14 protein-coding genes are annotated in these 14,563 nt (G+C 61.6%); 3 read left to right on the forward strand and 11 right to left on the reverse strand.

The genetic code is table 11. The features are described 5' to 3' along the window. Positions 1-4: 4 nt before the first annotated feature. Positions 5-856 (reverse strand): sugar phosphate isomerase/epimerase family protein, encoded by an 852-nt coding sequence (locus AB7M25_RS13185; RefSeq protein WP_217838090.1) that lies wholly within the window; start codon positions 854-856, stop codon positions 5-7. A 482-nt stretch (positions 857-1,338) separates the two neighbouring features. On the opposite strand from AB7M25_RS13185, the gene AB7M25_RS13190 reads away from it, so the two are divergent. Together AB7M25_RS13190 and AB7M25_RS13195 are read left to right on the forward strand one after the other, a co-directional pair. Further along, the gene (locus AB7M25_RS13190) at positions 1,339-2,553 is read left to right on the forward strand and encodes an aldose 1-epimerase family protein (RefSeq protein WP_429517318.1); all 1,215 of its coding nucleotides are present in this window, start codon (positions 1,339-1,341) and stop codon (positions 2,551-2,553) included. 344 nt (positions 2,554-2,897) lie between these two features. Continuing rightward, a complete protein-coding gene (locus tag AB7M25_RS13195) occupies positions 2,898-3,659 on the forward strand; it encodes a hypothetical protein (protein WP_429384471.1) in 762 nt (253 codons plus the stop codon). 146 nt (positions 3,660-3,805) lie between these two features. Here the strand turns inward: AB7M25_RS13195 and arsH are convergent, their stop codons facing one another. From arsH to AB7M25_RS13215, 4 genes are read right to left on the reverse strand one after another with little or no spacing between them, the layout of a single operon-like run. Continuing rightward, positions 3,806-4,501, reverse strand: a complete 696-nt coding sequence (gene arsH / locus AB7M25_RS13200) for an arsenical resistance protein ArsH (RefSeq protein WP_429384469.1) — start codon at positions 4,499-4,501, stop codon at positions 3,806-3,808. 11 nt (positions 4,502-4,512) lie between these two features. Then, positions 4,513-4,983: an arsenate reductase ArsC gene (locus AB7M25_RS13205; RefSeq protein WP_429384467.1), complete on the reverse strand. Its 471-nt coding sequence runs from the start codon at positions 4,981-4,983 to the stop codon at positions 4,513-4,515. A 28-nt stretch (positions 4,984-5,011) separates the two neighbouring features. Beyond that, a complete protein-coding gene (locus tag AB7M25_RS13210) occupies positions 5,012-6,295 on the reverse strand; it encodes an arsenic transporter (RefSeq protein ID WP_454237419.1) in 1,284 nt (427 codons plus the stop codon). A gap of 23 nt (positions 6,296-6,318) precedes the next feature. After that, a complete protein-coding gene (locus tag AB7M25_RS13215; protein ID WP_429384463.1) occupies positions 6,319-6,666 on the reverse strand; it encodes a metalloregulator ArsR/SmtB family transcription factor in 348 nt (115 codons plus the stop codon). 144 nt (positions 6,667-6,810) lie between these two features. Between AB7M25_RS13215 and AB7M25_RS13220 the strand changes: the two genes are divergently transcribed. Beyond that, positions 6,811-7,314, forward strand: a complete 504-nt coding sequence (locus AB7M25_RS13220; RefSeq protein WP_454238353.1) for a GNAT family N-acetyltransferase — start codon at positions 6,811-6,813, stop codon at positions 7,312-7,314. A gap of 30 nt (positions 7,315-7,344) precedes the next feature. On the opposite strand, the gene AB7M25_RS13225 is transcribed toward AB7M25_RS13220, so the two are convergent. From AB7M25_RS13225 to AB7M25_RS13250, 6 genes are all read right to left on the reverse strand, one after another. Beyond that, positions 7,345-8,232, reverse strand: a complete 888-nt coding sequence (locus tag AB7M25_RS13225) for a DUF2950 domain-containing protein (protein WP_454237420.1) — start codon at positions 8,230-8,232, stop codon at positions 7,345-7,347. A gap of 26 nt (positions 8,233-8,258) precedes the next feature. Next, the gene (locus AB7M25_RS13230) at positions 8,259-9,803 is read right to left on the reverse strand and encodes a DUF3300 domain-containing protein (RefSeq protein WP_454237421.1); all 1,545 of its coding nucleotides are present in this window, start codon (positions 9,801-9,803) and stop codon (positions 8,259-8,261) included. A 172-nt stretch (positions 9,804-9,975) separates the two neighbouring features. Further along, complete coding sequence (locus AB7M25_RS13235; RefSeq protein WP_454237422.1) at positions 9,976-11,253, reverse strand: tyrosine/phenylalanine carboxypeptidase domain-containing protein; 1,278 nt, start codon at positions 11,251-11,253, stop codon at positions 9,976-9,978. Positions 11,254-11,327: 74 nt separating this feature from the next. After that, the gene (locus tag AB7M25_RS13240; protein ID WP_454237423.1) at positions 11,328-12,866 is read right to left on the reverse strand and encodes a DHA2 family efflux MFS transporter permease subunit; all 1,539 of its coding nucleotides are present in this window, start codon (positions 12,864-12,866) and stop codon (positions 11,328-11,330) included. Then, positions 12,859-13,932: an HlyD family secretion protein gene (locus tag AB7M25_RS13245; RefSeq protein WP_454237424.1), complete on the reverse strand. Its 1,074-nt coding sequence runs from the start codon at positions 13,930-13,932 to the stop codon at positions 12,859-12,861. Before AB7M25_RS13245 ends, AB7M25_RS13240 begins: the two co-directional genes overlap by 8 nt. Continuing rightward, a complete protein-coding gene (locus AB7M25_RS13250) occupies positions 13,929-14,390 on the reverse strand; it encodes a MarR family winged helix-turn-helix transcriptional regulator (protein WP_429384446.1) in 462 nt (153 codons plus the stop codon). Before AB7M25_RS13250 ends, AB7M25_RS13245 begins: the two co-directional genes overlap by 4 nt. Positions 14,391-14,563 lie beyond the last annotated feature (173 nt).

The following is a 14,563-nucleotide window of genomic DNA, read 5'->3' on the forward strand; positions in this document are numbered from 1 at the left end:
CTCCCTAAGGATGGCTTGAGTGGTGGAAACGCTCGAAGTGTTTGCGCTCGGTCTGGCCCATCCACACGTTCAACGACCACAGGTCGGCGACCGGGACATTGGTGAAGGGCAGGTGATGCAGGTAGCCGTCGGCACCGAATTCCGGCGTCAGGGTGCTGACCTGGTAGCCGCGGGCCTGCTGCGAGCGCCAGATGCTTTCCCAGTGCTGCTGATGAAAGGCCAGTTCTTTTGCATATTCGGGCGCCGCCGGGTGCGGAACCTGTGGTCCCTGGTCATAACCGACCCGGGCCTGGATATGGTGAACCCGCTCGATGAACGCGCTCAGGTCGTCGGCCGGATCATTCAACAGTCGCTCGCAGGTCACGACCCAATGGCTGATGTCACTGGTGAACAGCAGATCGGGCAGTTGCCGAATCAACTCCAGGGTCACCCAGGGGTTGAACAGCGAACGCGAGCGATGGGTTTCGAAACTGCAGACCTGACCGTGTTTGCGCGCCAGCTCCAGCGCCTGGCCAAAAAACTCCACCTGTTGCGCCAAGGACCAGCGGTCGTTGCCCGCCAGCACGTTGACGAAGCGCGGGGAGAGTTCAGCAGCCCAGGCGAGCTTCTGGTCGAGGTCATTGAGGTGGACGGCAGGCGTTGCCGACTGATCCGGCAGCACGTCGTAGGCGCTGAAGACGGTGCTGATATAGCCCAGGCGGTTGGCCTGGAGAAAGGCGCCAAACTCAGCCCGTTCGCGGGCGTCCAGTGGCAGGCGCGCTTCCATGCCATCAAAGCCCGCTTGCAGCAACTCCTCGAGCGCCTGAGCCTTGCTGGCGGTGTAACCCCACAGCGTACGGAAAATTTCCAGCTTCATCGGTGATCCTCAAAAATCCCAGGGCCTGCTGCAAAAGCACTTCGACGGCACCAGGCGGCGAAGCGATCAATGGTCGGTGGTGGCAGAGGCCTTTGGATCTGGATCCCTGCGTAACTCGGTCCCACTGAGCGATGCCGAGGCTGGTTCGCTGTGGAGCCGATGTTAGGCACAGGCCGAGTGGCGAAAGAATCCGAAAGTTCAAATGAATACTTCAGACTTTCCTCAACCAATAGCTGGCTATTTATCACGCTGGCAAGGAGGGAATTTGTGGGTGGATACGTGTCTGCGTTGGTTGTTGGCGCGGGGTGCCTTTACTACGACATCATTTTGAAGACTGCCAAGCGACATCGGGCTGCGCGATGGCATCGACTCGATTTTCCGATTTGTTGCAAATTTTTCTGGCAGTTGTGGCGATTTTTAAGCTTGCTGAAACGTTTCATCAAGTCTATAAAATTGGCACAACTCCAAGAAAGGCTGCTGCCATGACCCCGCTCAAACTCTTTGTTGCCCTCAGCGCACTGTCCGCTGCCTCCCACGCCATGGCCTGGGACTATGTTCTGCTCGACACCGACAAAGCCGCCCAGAACTGGCAGATCACCAGCCAGCAACTTGGCATAACAACCGACAAACCCTTCAGCGTTACCCTGCGCACCTTGCACGGCGGTCGGCAGGAGGGTGTCAGCATCGTCGACATCGATAACGGCACGATGAAACTTTCGGTAGTGCCGACTCGCGGAATGAACGTCTTGCAGGCCTCGATCGGCAATGTGCGCATGGGCTGGGATTCGCCGGTCAAGGAAGTGGTCAATCCGTCCTTCATCGAACTCAATGGCCGAGGTGGTCTGGGCTGGTTGGAAGGTTTCAATGAACTGGTCACCCGCTGCGGATACGAATGGGTCGGCCACCCGGGCGTCGACAATGGCGAACTGCTGACCCTGCACGGTCGGGCCGCCAACATTCCGGCGAACAAAGTCACCCTGCACATCGATGAAAAACCACCGTACGCCATCACCCTGCGCGGCGAACTGAAAGAGCAGGCGTTCAAGAAGGTCGACTTCTCCGTCGCGACCGAACTGGTCACCGAACCTGGCAGCGTAGTGTTCGCCCTCAACGACACCCTGACCAACAACGGCGACTATCCGAAGGAATACCAGGCGCTGTACCACAGCAACTTCAGTACTCCGTTCCTGGAGCAGGGCGCTCGTTTCGCCGCGCCGGTGAAACAGGTGTCGCCGTTCAACGACAAGGCCAAGGGCGATCTGCCCGACTGGCAAACCTACCGCGCACCGACCAAGGACTACGACGAAACGGTTTACAACGTGGTGCCGTATGCCGATGCCAAGGGCGATACGTTGACCGTGTTGCATAACAAGGCCGGCAGCCTGGGCGTTTCGGTCGGCTTCAACACTCAGACACTGCCCGTGTTTTCCCTGTGGAAAAACACCGATACCCAAGGCCAGGGCTATGTCACGGGGCTGGAACCGGGGACAAGTTTTTCCTACAACCGCCGTTATCAACGGCCGCTGAACCTGGTACCGACAATTGGGCCGAAGGAACACAAGCAGTTCCGCATCAGCTATAGCTTGTTGGCGGATAAGGTGGCTGTGGACAAGGCCTTGAAGCAGGTGAGCGAGATTCAGGGCGGGCGGGAGACTGAGGTGCGGCAGACGCCGTTGGTTGATCTGACCAAGGGGTGACACCGGCTAGCGCATTGCGACTCGCTGATCGCACCCGCCTGTTGCTGTTTGCCAGCTCTCGACTCATGGCTGTCAATCACCCAAGGCGCTAGCTCAACCCATGCGTCAGTGCTGATTTTTTTTGAACTCGGGCTGAAAGCACTTATCCAAAAAATATGTGGGAATGTTTCCCACGCAACGATGCCAACTGGCTCTGAGGGAGCGTGCGGATACCGCAGTAGCTCGTCAATGTTGCAGATTGATGGCCGTGCCGGTTGGCAGGCTGCTCCAATGGGCGGCCGGGAACTCACTGGACATTGCGTTCGATACGGAGATGAGTTCGCAACTCCATGCGGAGGTGCATCATGCTGCTCAAGAAATGTTTATTGGCTCTGGCAATCGGTGGCGTCCTGTCGGCATCGACTGTCCTGGTGCCCGATTACATCGGTAGTTTCTCCAGCGTGTATGCCAAGGATGGCGGCAGCGGTGGAGGCGGTGGAGGCGGTGGTGGTCACGGTGGCGGTGACGGCGGCGGCCACGGTGGTGGTGACGGCGGTCACGGTGCCGGCGGCCATGGTGGAGAGGGTGCCGATCATGGTGCTGCAGGCCATGACGGTGACGGTCATGGAGGTCCGGGACGCGGCGACGCTGACCATGGTGGTGTAGCCGGGAACAAAGGCCCGGGCAATGCCCATGACAACGACGCGGACGACGCGGACGACGCGGACAACGATGCCGCGGATGCGGCCAGGGACGCTGCAAGGGCTGATGCCAATGCCGCCCGGGATGCGGCAAAAGCAACTGCAGATGCCGCCCGGGACGCCGCCAGGGCTGAAGCAGATGCCGCCCGGGATGCCGCAAAAGCGGCTGGCGTAGCGGACGATGACGCAGACGCAGCCAGAGACGCTGCCCGTGCCGCTGCAGATGCCGCTCGGGACGCGGCCAAGGCCGACGCAGATGCCGCCAGGGATGCTGCCCGGGCTACCGCGGATGCCGCTCGGGACGCCGCCAAAGCCGACGCGAAGGCAGCCAGAGAGGCCGCCAAAGTTGAGGCGAAGGACGCCAGAGCGGATGTGGCGGATGCTCCGGACGAAGCGGATTTCGACGCGGTTGAGGTAGAGAACTGAGCCTGCACGTTCGGCAAGGAACACAGCAGGCATACCGTAGAAATCGTCCCGGGAGCTTGAGGGACGTATCGGCAAAGAGTCGCAAGCCCTGGAACGTCATGGGGTTTGCGACTTTTTTTCGGCTATTGAGCCAAGCATTTCTACAGTCAGATCGAGCGCTGATTCACGCGCTGAGTCAGCGCTTGCGCGGACTCTTTGCGTTCCGAGTAGCGGTCAACCAGATCGGGGCGATCCCGTAGCAGCAGGGTGAATTTCACGAGTTCCTCCATGACGTCTACGACCCTGTCGTACAGCGATGAGGGTTTCATGCGATTGGCGTCGTCAAACTCCAGAAAAGCCTTTGGCACGGAAGATTGATTGGGGATGGTGAACATGCGCATCCAGCGTCCCAACACACGAAGCTGATTCACCACATTGAAGGACTGGGAGCCGCCGCAGACTTGCATGACTGCGAGGGTTTTACCCTGGGTTGGGCGAATGGCCCCCAACGCCAACGGCACCCAGTCGATTTGCGCCTTGAACACTGCAGACATCGAGCCGTGGCGCTCTGGCGAACACCAGACCTGTCCTTCAGACCACTGCATCAGTTCGAGCAGTTCCTGGACTTTCGGGTGATCGGAGGGCGCGTCGTCCGGCAGCGGCAGGCCGGATGGATTGAAGATCCGCGTCTCGGCGCCGAAGTGTTCGAGCAACCGGGCTGCCTCCTCGACCAGCAGGCGACTGAACGACCGCGCACGAGTCGAGCCGTATAACAACAGGATGCGCGGCTTGTGCTGGTCGTTGCGTCCATGGGCGATGGGTTGGGTCAGTGCCGTGTCGAGATTGGGCAAGGAATGGGTCATAAGGGCTCCGGTCAAAGCGTGCCGATGCGTTCGAGTTCGCGCTTCAATGCATCGCGGTCAAGTTGTGCAAAAGGCAGTTCGAGGAATGCCCGGCAACGCCTTTCGATACGCGCCAGGGTTGAGTGGAACGCCGCCGCTATCCGTGCCTCATCGCCCTTTATGTCCGAGGGGTCTTCCAGGCCCCAATGGGCTTTCAGTGCCGGTCCGAAGTACACCGGGCACGCCTCGCCGGCAGCCTTGTCGCAGACCGTGATGACGATGTCCGGCGGGTTGGCTTCGAAAGCCTCGTTGCCTTTGCTGCTCAAGCCGTCGATGGCAATGCCGGCCTCTTGCAAGGTGCTCAGGCTGCGGGGCAGCACCTGTCCCTTGGGGAAACTGCCGGCGCTGATCGCCTCGAAGCCCTCTGGCGCGAGATGGTTGAACATGGCTTCGGACAGGATGCTGCGACAGCTGTTGGCGGTACACATAAACAGAACGCGCATGGTGACTCCTCTTTGCGGTCGCACAGGGCTAGACGCTCAGGCGCAAGGCCAGGGCAGACAAGGTGATAAGCAGGATCGGCAGCGTCAGGATCACGCCGATCCTGAAGTAGTAACCCCAGGTGATGCGGATGCCCTTGCGCTCCAGAACATGCAGCCAGAGCAGGGTGGCGAGGCTGCCGATGGGGGTGATCTTGGGGCCCAGGTCAGAGCCGATGACGTTGGCGTAGATCATGGCTTCACGCACCACGCCTGTGGCGTCACTGGCTTGAATCGACAGTGCGCCCACCAGCACCGTGGGCATGTTGTTCATGCCCGATGACAGCAAGGCCGTGAGCAGGCCGGTGCCCAGCGCGGCGCCCCAGACGCCGAACTCGGCCATGCGGTTCAGGGCCATGGTCATGTAGGTGGTCAGTCCGGCGTTTTTCAGCCCGTACACCACCAGGTACATGCCGAGGGAAAAGATCACGACCTGCCAGGGCGCTTCACGCAGCACCCGGCGGGTGGAGATCACATGCCCGCGCGCCGCCACGGCGAACAGCAGCGCGGCACAGACGGCTGCGATGGCGCTGACCGGAATGCCCAGGGGTTCCAGGGCAAACAGCCCGACCAACAACAGGGCCAGAACGATCCAGCCGACGCGGAAGGTCAGGGGATCACGCACGGCGCGTCGCGGATCCATCACGTCATCGAGCGCGTAGTGCCGGGGAATGTCACGGCGGAAAAACCGGTACAGCACCACGAGGGTGGTCGCCACGGCAACCAGATTGACCGGCACCATGATGGCGGCGTATTCGCTGAACCCCAGGTCGAAGTAGTCCGCCGAAACGATGTTGACGAGGTTGGACACCACCAGGGGCAAGCTCGCCGTGTCGGCGATAAAGCCGGCCGCCATGACGAACGCCAGGGTGGACGCTGGCGAAAAACGCAATGCGAGCAGGATTGAAACAACGATGGGGGTCAGGATCAGGGCGGCGCCGTCGTTGGCAAACAGCGCGGAGACGCCGGCCCCCAGCAGTATCGTGAAGACGAACAGGCGTCGCCCGTCACCCTTGGCCCAGCGTGCCACATGCAAGGCGGCCCACTGGAAGAACCCGGCCTCATCGAGCAACAGGCTGATGATGATCAGCGAGATGAAGGTCGCGGTGGCGTTCCAGACAATGGCCCACACCAGCGGAATATCGTGCAGCGTCACGACGCCTGCCAGCAGGGCCAGAACGGCGCCCAGGGCGGCGCTCCAACCGACGCCCAGGCCCTTGGGTTGCCAGATGACCAACACCATGGTGAGCAGGAAAATGGAAAACGCAGTCAGCATGTGGATTCTCGACGGTTGAAGGGTCAGCAGCAGGCGGCAGTGTTGAGAGGGCGGTCGCCCATGGCGTTCAGGCGGGTGCTGTTGTCCTCGAGCCAGTCGGCGTTCGCAACCAGCGTGGTCTGCAGAACATCACGCACCCACGCGGGCAGATCGGGGTTGAGCCGGTAATACACCCATTGCCCCTGGCGGCGGTCGAGAAGCAGGCCGCATCCGCGCAGTTGGGCAAGATGGCGGGAAATTTTTGGCTGGCTATCGTCCAGGGCACAGACCAGCTCACACACGCATAACTCGCCTTCACGGGCGATGAGTAAAGTGGCCCGGGCGCGGGTTTCGTCAGACAGGCATTTGAATACGGTGGCAGGGTTGAGCATTGGCGTGGCTCTGTACATATGGTTATTCGAATATACGTTTATCCATATGTTGTAGGCAAGTCGCTCGTACTCGAAAAGGGCAAGGTTGTTCAGGTATGCGATAGACTTGCGCTGTTTCGACACAAGGCAAAGGAGATGCAGTGCATGGAATCGTTTAACGTTCGCGAGCTGAAAATCACTGACGCTGAAGCTTTACTGGCGTTCGAAATCCGCAACCGTGAATGGTTCGAATCGCATATCGATGCGCGCGACCCTTCGTTTTACTCGTTGCGCGGTGTCGTCGATCATATCGACAGCTATCTGTCGGGTTTGGCCAGCGGCGCCTGGCACCCGTTTGTCATCGAGGACTCAAGCCAGACAATCGTTGGTCGAGCCAATCTGAAAAGCATCGACCTGGCGATGGGGTCTGCCGAAGTGGGCTATCGAATCGATCAGCGCGCGTGCGGGCAGGGGCTGGCAACTCTGGCGCTGAGGCATCTGATCCAGCAGGCACGGGTGCGCTGGGGACTTGCGCAACTGGTGGCCTATGCCTACAAGGAAAACCTGGGCTCCAGAAAGGTACTGGACCGGTGCGGGTTCAAGCTTGAGCAACCTTGCCGTGACGACAGTACGGGCAGGGAAGAGCGATTCGTCCTTTCGTTTCAATAGTTCTGCAAGCCCGCAGCAGGTTGCTGCGGGCTACTCCTGATCTGCCGCCACCTCTTGCCAGCTGTCATCCGGATCAAAGCGCTTCATCGCCAGCGCCAGTTTTTCACCTTCGGGCCCCAGGTCTTTTTCGAACACCTGGCCTTCGTGGCTGATCATGAAGCTCATCACCCCGGTGTCGTTGTATTTCGCCGGCCAGGCGATCAGGGCAAAGCCGCGGCTCATCTTGTCACCGATGAGGTAACTGTAGGCACCACCCGGTGCCGACGGCCCCTGGCCATGAAGGATGCGGAAGCGGTAGCCATGCCATTCTTCGTCGGCAATGGCTTTGCCGAACGAAGGCCCCAGCGGGCTGATCTGGCCGCTATCGTCCGGTGCCCAATAGAGTCCGTCGTGCTTGCCGGGGGTGCTGAAGATTTTCTGCGCATACTCGAGTGCGCCATCACCGTCCCGATCGACTGACGCATAGTCCATCTGGGCGTCGTGATAGGCCAGCACCGATTGCACCGCGTCGAGTTCATTGCGGCCGATCTGGCGTGCGTGGATCTCGGCACTGCCGGCCTTCATGTCGAAGCGCCAGCCGCTCGCCACTTTGACCAAGGGGATCGGCAGTGTCCAGTTCTCGGGGCCGACCGCCAGGATGCCCTTGTTGTCACCGCTTTTTTCAATGTGGTGTTGCTCGCGGTACTGCTGCAAAAACGCATCGACGTCTTTGCGCTGCACGCCTTCACGCGGGATGTAGTTGTGCCAGTCACTGCCGAGCAGTTCCGTCAGGCGTGCCTGGTCGGCGTGTTCCGTGCCCAGTGCCTGGACCAAGGCTTCTGCAGCCTTTTCCGGGGTTGGAAAGGCCTGCTGCGCCGTCGCCATGCACGACCACAACAAGCCGGCAGCTACCGCAAGGACAGGAGGCAGCAAGCCCATGAGTCCTTTCACTCGAGGATGGTTTTTCAACGACGGCCCCCCCTTTGACGCGCTGGTGGATTGGACGGCCGACTGACCTGGTGACCGGCCGAACGGGCGGCACTGGGGCGATGGGCGGATGCCTGGCTGGCCCGGCCACGATTGGCCTGGACGTTGGCCTGGGACGGTGAGCGTGCGCCGGCGAAGGCATTGTTGCGGGCACTGCCGGCACTGGCGGCCGGCCGTTTGTTCGGCGCACCTTCTCTGCGCTGATTCAACTGGGCGGTCTGGTTTCTGGGTTCCTGGCGGGCCTGGTTCCTCGGCTGCTGATTTTCCCGGGTATTTCTGGCGGTACCCTGGCCTCTGTCAGCCGTCTTGGGCCTGTCCGCACCGCCCTGCAACCGATTGCCGTCCGCCGCTGCGGACTGGAGTTTGCGCGTTTGATCACGGGCTTCGCGGTTGCTGGTGGCGGGTCGTTCGATACCGTGCTTGTCCATTGAACTGCGGGCATTTTCACGGGCCTGGGCGCGCTGGGCAGTGTCCCCGCGATAGGCTTCACGCTGACTGGCACCGTTGAGTTGGCGGCCGTACTGCGCGCGGCTCGCGTTGTCTCGATAGGGCACGCCATTGCGGTGCACCGGGTTGTGCTGCCATTTGTTGTTGGTGATCCGGTTGTTGCCGTTGATGTTGTTGTAGCGATTGACGTCGATGTCGACGTCGTTATTGCCCCAGTCACATTCACCCCACAACGATCCAACGATCGCCACACCGGCGCCAAACGCGAGTCCGGCCATCAGGGCCTGACCCGGGTAATAGGCCGGTGGCGGTGGATAGTACGCCGGCGGCGACGCCGGGTAGGGCCAGGTGCCGTAGGTGGTTGTCGGGTTATACGTGGGGACGTACACCACCTGCGGATCGGCGGGCTGAATGATGATGGTGGAGCTGCTGGCCGGCGCCGGTTCCGCAGCAGGCGCTGGCGCTGGAGCCGGTGCCGCATTCGTGGTTGCAGGTGCTGGCGCCGCGACATTCTGGATCGTCACGTTCTGATACTGGTTGCTTTGCAGATTGCCGGCCGCCTGTGCCTGGCGACGCAAGCGTTGCGCGCTTTCCATGACATCGTCGGGCTGCGCCAGGAAGGCATCACCCAGGCGTTGCACCCAGACGGGATCCTGTCCCAGCGTTGCCAGAACCTGCGGGAAGGCGACCAGTGCCTGCACGCTCGGGTCCCAGGGCTGGTTCGCAACCTGTTTGACCGCGTCGTCACCCTTGGCGTCCGGGTGCGCTTTGGACCAGCTGACGGCCTCGCCGACTTCCCCGGGGTAGGTGGTGGCCATCAGCACCTGCGCAAACAGAGGGTCCGGGTAAAGCGCAATGGGCGCCAGCATCTGATCCAGCTGTTCCTGGTTAAACACCGGATCCTTGGTCGCCGGGACGACAGGCGCCGCATCGGCCGCGCTTGCCGGTGCGGGGGCTGCGGCGGGTGCCGGAATCGGGGCGGGTGCGGCAGCGGTCTCATTCGCACCCAGTGCCAGGCTGGAAGATCCGCTCAACAACAATACGGCCGACAACGCGTAAAGAAATGGAATGTGCATTGCACCCCCCATGTGGTCAGGCAGGCTTGAAATGAGTGGATCAATCCCTGGCAGGTGAGAGCCGACCCTGCAAGCCACAGAGCTGCGCCTCGACACCGCTTCCTAATGGTAGCAGCTCATTTGAAGGACCCCGGCTGGCTTTGAAACGCTGTGATCCAGGTCCTGATTCCGATCAGTGTGCGCTGGCATCGCTTTCGTGTTCTTCGGCAAATGCCATGAACACGTCCAGGTCCAGCACATCCAGCCTGATCCGGGAAATGAACGCCGAGAAGGCCAGGTTCGCCGCCAGCAGACGCAGATCAGAGGCCCAGGCCGGAAGGTAGGACGGTCCCTTGAGCCAGCCGGATTCGAACAGTGGCGCCAGGCGCACGGTATCCGCCAGGCTGAGGCGCCCTGCAAACAAATGCCCGATCAGTTCCGGCCGGTTATCGCGGATTGCAATGCGCAGCAGGGTGTGGACGCCGAGCAGCCCGGTCAGGTAAGCGGCATCCTTGGTAAACGCTGAGCCACCCCGCAGATCGGCACCGCGGAACACCCGTTGGGTTGAGCGGAAGGATTCCTCTTGCGTCTGCCCGGCCGCCAGAAAACCTTCGAAGACCTGGATGAAGTCGGCGCCCTCCAGCGCCTGCTGGACGGCCAGCACGCGCAGGGCCAGGCGCCGCAGGCGGTTGATGTCCATGCTGCCGGTGAACAGTTCGGCCAGGGTGGCAATGCCCTCCTGGGTCTGGGTTGTGCGGGGCGCTCCCAGGCCCAGGCTTGTGAGGTTGGGCTGTCGCGCGCCGTTCTGTGCGGTGGCGACATGCACGAAGGCCTCGTGTTGCAACAGCTGGTGCTTGTCCAGCTCCGTGAACAGCGCACTGGCCCGCAGGCGAATGCGGCTCGATCCGGCGATGGCCTTGGCGGCCAGGTTCGGATCGAGCACGACCGTGATCTGTCCGGCGCCGAAGAAACGGTCCAGTTCCGGTTGAATCCAGGCGGCGAACACCTTGGCCGGGATCTCGGCGGGGCTGGGTGGAATGCGTGCACCCCCCAACAGGGCGTCGGTGGTCTGGAGGAAGAATCGGGCTGCGTCGAGCATGCTCAGCTGCAGGCGCGAATAATAGAAGTCCGGACGCCGGTACAGCGCTGACGAGTATTGGGTAAAGGCGGGAGTCCCGATGGCCCCCAGCATGTGCCCGGCCGTGGCATAGCTACGGGCGGTCAGGGCCAGGAAATTCCCGGCCGGATGCCCTACATCGCAATGGCTGATAAAGGTTTCCAGGGCGGCGATGTCAGCGCTGTGGTCGCGGGGTTGCAACTTGACATCGGGCAGCGTGGCACGTCCGCTGCGCCATTTCGCCAGGAAGTCCTCCTCGACGCCATCGGGCCAGGACAGCGCATCGAGCACGCGGATCTTGCGGGTCAGGCCGGGCAGGGCGGCATCGAGTTCGGACAGGGCAGCGGCACTCATGGATAGCTCCTTGAGGGACGAGGTGGGGTTACAAAAAGCTTAGTCGTCGCGGGCGGTGGCGTGTTGAGCCGGGATTACTCCATCACCGGTGCCGGTTCTTCATGTGCCTGGGCTTTTGGGGTCTTGATGATCAGCAACAACGGCATGACCGCCAGTGACAACAGCATCAGCAGCTTGAAGTCGTTCACGTAGGCGATCCAGCTGGCTTGCACATTGACCATCGCGTCCAGGGCGGCGCGGCCGGAGGCGGCCATCGGGTCCAGGTAGTTCTTGATCGACCCTGCATCGAAGGCGCGGTTGAAAGGCGTGACGTAGGCGCCGATCTGCTCGTGGTTGGCCTGGATGTTCTGGGTCAGCAGCACGGTGACGATGGAGATCCCGACACTGGACCCGACGTTGCGCGACAGGCTGTAAAGCCCGGTGCCTTCGGCGCGCAAGGAGGCGGGCAGGGTCGCGAAGGCAACCGTGGTCAATGGCACGAACAGCATGCCCAGGCTGGTGCCCTGGATGAAGCCGACCCAGATCACGGTTTGCATCGACACATCCGGTGTCCAGCCGGTCATCAGCCCCATCGACAGGGCGGACAAGCCCAGGCCAATCAGCAGTAACAGGCGGGTATCGACTTTGCCCAACAGGCGGCCGGCGAGGAACATGGTCAGCATCGTGCCCAGGCCACGGGGGCCCATCACCATGCCGGCGGTCAGCACTGGATAGCCCATCAGGGTTTGCAGGTAAGGGGTCATCAGCGCCAGTGAAGCCAGGTAGGTGATGCCGACGATAAAAATAAACACGACGCTGATCGAAAAGTTGCGGTCCTTGAACAGCTTCGGGCTGATGAAGGGCGTGTCGGTGGTGAAGGTGTGGACCAGAAATACATACAGGGCGACAGCGGCCACTATGGCTTCGACGAGGATTTCACCGGAAGCGAACCAGCCCAGTTGTTCGCCCCGGTCGAGAAACAGTTGCAGGGCCATGATCGCCACGCTCAGCGAACCGAAGCCGAGCCAGTCCAGGCGGCTCGAGGTGTCGGTGGTGGTTTCGCTGACGTAATAGACGATGCCGGCCAGCGCGAGCATACCGATGGGCAAATTGATGAAGAACACCCAGCGCCAACTGAAGTTTTCCGTCAGCCAGCCGCCGAGCATCGGCCCCAGCACCGGACCGACCATCACCGACACGCCGAACAGCGCCATGGCTGAACCGCGTTCCTTGAGGCTGTAGATGTCCAGCAGAATGCCTTGGGACAGCGGCACCAGCGCCGCGCCCGCCAGGCCCTGCAGCAGTCGGGCGAGGATGATTTCTTCCAGCGATTGCGCCAGGCCGCACAGGATCGACGAGATCACGAAACCGACAATCGCCCACAACAGCACGCGTTTGCGCCCGAAGCGCCGGGCCAGGAAGGCCGACGGCGGGGTCATGATTGCCGCGGCGACGATGTAGGACGTCAGCACCCAGTTGATCTGGTCCGAACTGGCCGAGATGCTGCCTTGCATGTAGGGCAGGGCGACGTTGGCGATGGTGGTGTCGAGCGCTTGCATGATCACCGCCAGCACGACGCAGGCGGTGATCATCGCGCGATGGGCCACCGGTTCGATCGGCGCCGGGTTATTCATGAGCCAGGGCCGGGGCCTTGCTTGCCAGCAGCCCCGAGAACAGGTGCGGCAGGCCACGGGCCGAGCCGGTGTCGATCTCGGCCTGCACACTCATGCCGGTGCGCAGCGGCGGTTTTTCCCCGGCATCATTGATGCTGATGCGCACGGGAATCCGTTGCACGACCTTGACCCAGTTGCCCGTGGTGTTTTGCGCGGGCAGCAGCGAAAAGCTTGAACCCGACGCCGGGCTGATGCTGTCGACGGTGCCGTGCCACTGCACGCCGGGGTAGCTGTCGACGCTGATCTGGACGGGCTGACCGGGTTTCATGTGGGTCAGCTCGGTTTCCTTGGGGGACGCAGCGACCCACAGGTGATCGGCCGACACCAGGCTGATGCCCGACTGGGGTGGCTGCAGGTAGGAGCCGACCTGCAGCGAATCGACGTTGGTCACGACACCGTCGAACGAAGCCCTGACCACCGAGTTGTCCAGGTTGCGCCGGGCTTCGTCGACGGCGGCCTGGGCGATCAGATACGTGGACTGTTGCTCGACGGGGGTGTCGATGGTTCCGCCCAGTTGCGCAAGCACCATTTGCGCCGTGGCCCTGGCCACTGTGATTTTCTGCCGGGTGCTGTCCAGCGCGTGCTTGGCATCGTCGTAGTTGGTTCTGGACACCGCAGAGACGCTGAGCAGGGTTTGCTGGCGCTGGAAGCTGGCCTGGTAGTAGGCGAGGTCGATTTGCGCCTGGTCGATCTCGGCCTGGGCTTGCCTGTAATTGGCCTGGAGATTGAGGATCTGATTGCGCACGTTGTTCAACTGGGCCCTGGCACTGGCCAGCGCAATCTCAAAGGGCTCGGGCTTCAGGGTGAACAGGACCTGACCCTTGACGACTCGCTGGTTGTCCTTCACATCCACCGAGGCGACCAGCCCCGAGACATCGGTGGAGACGCCGACATGATCGGCCTGTATGTAGGCGTTGTCGGTGGAAATGACCTGCCCGCCGGTGACATACAGGTAACCGCCGACCACCAGCGCGATGGGCAACAAGGCAAAGAGCGTGGTGCGCACGAGCTGGCGTCTCTCAATCATGACGATGACTCCGGCTCTTCGACGGGAAGACTGCAGGCCTCGATCAGATTCGACCTCATCCGCTTCATCATCTGCAGCAGCAGTTGTTCCTCCTCGGCAGAGAATCCGCGGGTGGCTTCCTGGCGAGTCGTTCGGCCCATGTCGCGCATGAGCTCCAGAAGCGGGTGAGCCTGTTCCGTCAGAAACAGCAGGGACAGGCGCCGGTCCGTGGGGTGACGACGTCGCTCGACCAAACCGCGCTCGGCCATCTTGTCCAGCAGGCGCACGAGGGTGATCGACTCCAGTTCCAGCAGGTCCGCGAGCCCCTTCTGATGGATGCCTTCATGGGTCGACAACATGGCCAACACTTGCCACTGCGAGCGAGTGAGGCCGACATGCCGCGCGCGTTGCTCGAACCGCTTGCGCATCAGCCGGGCGCTGTCATGCAGGGCAAAACCAAGGGTCAATATGTCGGTCATGGTGAAATCTGCTGCGGAGGAGTTAGCTCATCATAGTTGAGCTTGTAATTAGTCAGCTATCTATATTTGCCGAATAATCAAGGTGAATCGATTCCGTGAACAACCAGCAACCCCTGTAGGAGCTGGCTTGCCAGCGATGGCGTTTACATATTCAACAGAAATGTTGAACGGCA

The organism is Pseudomonas sp. AP3_22 TE3818, from assembly GCF_053628995.1.

Bases quoted from the DNA above. Each gene is read 5' to 3' on its own strand.
- AB7M25_RS13250 (WP_429384446.1), bottom strand. From the start codon at position 14,390: ATGACCGACATATTGACCCTTGGTTTTGCCCTGCATGACAGCGCCCGG.
- AB7M25_RS13235 (WP_454237422.1), bottom strand. From the start codon at position 11,253: ATGAGTGCCGCTGCCCTGTCCGAACTCGATGCCGCCCTGCCCGGCCTG.
- AB7M25_RS13245 (WP_454237424.1), bottom strand. From the start codon at position 13,932: ATGATTGAGAGACGCCAGCTCGTGCGCACCACGCTCTTTGCCTTGTTG.
- AB7M25_RS13185 (WP_217838090.1), bottom strand. From the start codon at position 856: ATGAAGCTGGAAATTTTCCGTACGCTGTGGGGTTACACCGCCAGCAAG.
- AB7M25_RS13195 (WP_429384471.1), top strand. From the start codon at position 2,898: ATGCTGCTCAAGAAATGTTTATTGGCTCTGGCAATCGGTGGCGTCCTG.
- AB7M25_RS13210 (WP_454237419.1), bottom strand. From the start codon at position 6,295: ATGCTGACTGCGTTTTCCATTTTCCTGCTCACCATGGTGTTGGTCATC.
- AB7M25_RS13230 (WP_454237421.1), bottom strand. From the start codon at position 9,803: ATGCACATTCCATTTCTTTACGCGTTGTCGGCCGTATTGTTGTTGAGC.
- AB7M25_RS13205 (WP_429384467.1), bottom strand. From the start codon at position 4,983: ATGCGCGTTCTGTTTATGTGTACCGCCAACAGCTGTCGCAGCATCCTG.
- AB7M25_RS13225 (WP_454237420.1), bottom strand. From the start codon at position 8,232: ATGGGCTTGCTGCCTCCTGTCCTTGCGGTAGCTGCCGGCTTGTTGTGG.
- arsH (WP_429384469.1), bottom strand. From the start codon at position 4,501: ATGACCCATTCCTTGCCCAATCTCGACACGGCACTGACCCAACCCATC.
- AB7M25_RS13190 (WP_429517318.1), top strand. From the start codon at position 1,339: ATGACCCCGCTCAAACTCTTTGTTGCCCTCAGCGCACTGTCCGCTGCC.
- AB7M25_RS13215 (WP_429384463.1), bottom strand. From the start codon at position 6,666: ATGCTCAACCCTGCCACCGTATTCAAATGCCTGTCTGACGAAACCCGC.
- AB7M25_RS13240 (WP_454237423.1), bottom strand. From the start codon at position 12,866: ATGAATAACCCGGCGCCGATCGAACCGGTGGCCCATCGCGCGATGATC.
- AB7M25_RS13220 (WP_454238353.1), top strand. From the start codon at position 6,811: ATGGAATCGTTTAACGTTCGCGAGCTGAAAATCACTGACGCTGAAGCT.